The organism is Prevotella conceptionensis 9403948, from assembly GCF_000312305.1.
Classification (GTDB): domain Bacteria; phylum Bacteroidota; class Bacteroidia; order Bacteroidales; family Bacteroidaceae; genus Prevotella; species Prevotella conceptionensis.
The window spans coordinates 317486-319605 of sequence record NZ_HE999447.1 but is presented as its reverse complement, the minus strand read 5'-3'; the positions used below and the strand labels follow the sequence as shown (position 1 = coordinate 319605).

Genomic DNA, 2120 nt, shown 5'->3' with positions numbered 1-2120 from the left:
CGATATACAACAAGACACGGCGCAATGGTTGAGCTATATGTATAATGTGGGAGCAGGCGGACTAATAACGGCACCCACAAAAGAGGCCATATCGCAGCAAGAGTTCGATTTCTTGTTTCGCTGTTATGGGCTTGCCATACAAAGCAATTATCCTTATTGGGAGGCCAACTCGCTGCAAGCCATAAGCGAACACTTAATAGACAAGCAACAGCGGCGCCAATTGTTGCGAGATAATGCCACAGCCATTACCATACTTAACACCGACGACATGCCCGACAGTTTGCTGGCAGGCAACTTGGCACAAAGGGCGTTGGTGATGTTTTCCAGCTATGGCAACGTTTATCAAACGGCTGGTGCATACCGTACACTGGCCTCTTGCTACTGGGCACTGAAAGATTACAAGTCGGCCCTTTTCTGTTTGCAAAACGCCCTGTACCGAAACCCGGACATAAACAAAGCCCCCGACCTGGTGTCGTCTATCTGCGAACAGCTCAGTTTGGTGTATTCGGCCATGAACATGAAAAGCCAAAGCGACGTTAACCGCAACGTGTACCTCGACATACAACGGCAAACCCGACAAGACAAGCAACAAGAGGCGCGAGCCGAACAGCTTGAAAACTCGTCGAAACAGCTTAACATGATGCTTGTGTATGTGGGGGTGGCCATCGTGTTGGTTATACTTTTGCTCTATTTCTTCAACTCTTTACGTGCAAGGCAGGCCGCAAAATATTCGCCAGAGAAGATGCTCGAACCCCTGCGGCAGTGGGAAAAGGTGAACGCACAGCACGTTGAAGAGCAAAACGACCGCTACGAAGAACTGCACGAAGAGCAGGAGATTGGCAAACGGCATGTGGTGGAGAACAAGAAGAAGAACATCGAACAGCGCGCCAAGGTGTCGTTGGTAAACTCGGTGGTGCCCTTTATCGACAGGATGCGACACGAAATTCATCGGCTGAACGCAGTGCAAGAACCCGAAAAAATTAGGCAAGAGCGGCTGGACTATGTGAAGGAACTGACCGACAAGATAAAAGAATACAACGCCATTCTGACCCAATGGATACAGATGAGGCAAGGAGAACTGAGCCTGCACGTGGAAAGTGTGGCACTGCAACCGCTCTTCGACATTGTTGGTAAAAGCCGAATGGGATTTGAGCACAAGGGGGTAAGGCTGGTGGTGGAGCCTACATCCGAGGTTGTGAAGGCCGACCGCACGCTTACACTCTTTATGATTAACACGCTGATAGACAATGCGCGCAAGTTTACGGAAAGGAATGGCAAGGTTACACTTAGCGCACGTGTTGCCGAGGAGGAGGGCTATGTAGACATCGTGATTGCCGACACAGGCGTGGGAATGACCGAAGAAGAACGGGCACACTTGTTCGAACGCAAGGTGATAAACTCGTCTTCGGCCGATGTGCAGACGTCGCATGGTTTCGGATTGCTCAACTGTAAGGGCATTATCGACAAGTATAAAAAGGTAAGTAGGATATTTAGCGGCTGCTCCATTTCGGTTGAAAGCGAAAAGGGTAAGGGCAGCGTGTTCTGTTTTAGGCTGCCCAGAGTGGTGCGTATGCTTGCTGTTGTGCTGGCGCTGTGTGGGGGAATGCAGGTTCATGCCGCGACTGCAAGAGACAGTGTGCATGGCAACCGAAGTAAAATTCTAGACCGAATTTCGGCTTACACACCCGAAGGAAAGTTGCTTAAACGTGCTAACGCCTACGCCGACAGTGCCTATTTTGCCAACGTTAACGGCCGTTATGCCAAGGCTTTGCAGTATGCCGACAGCTGTATAGGAAAGCTTAATGACCTATATCGGCTGAAAGCTCCGCACGGAAAAGACCTGATGGTGACTTATTCGAAAGCGGTGGACAAGCCAGCGGAGATACAATGGCTGAACGATAGCTTGGAAACCAATTTCAGCATCATACTCGACATACGCAACGAAAGTGCCATCGCGGCATTGGCCTTGCACGAATGGGACCTGTATCGTTATAACAACGAGGTGTACACGAAGCTTTTTAAGGCCCTTTCGGCCGACAATACGCTCGATGCTTACGTGGTGGGCATGCAGCAATCCAAGGCCAACAAAACCATCAGCATCGTTGTGCTTGTCTTGCTTT

The 2120-nt window shown here is 50.0% G+C and carries 1 protein-coding gene; it reads left to right on the top strand.

The genetic code is table 11. The annotated features are described in order from the left end of the window. Positions 1 to 2120 (top strand): DUF5113 domain-containing protein (locus BN93_RS09165; protein ID WP_019188036.1); only part of this gene is annotated, 2120 nt, incomplete at both ends.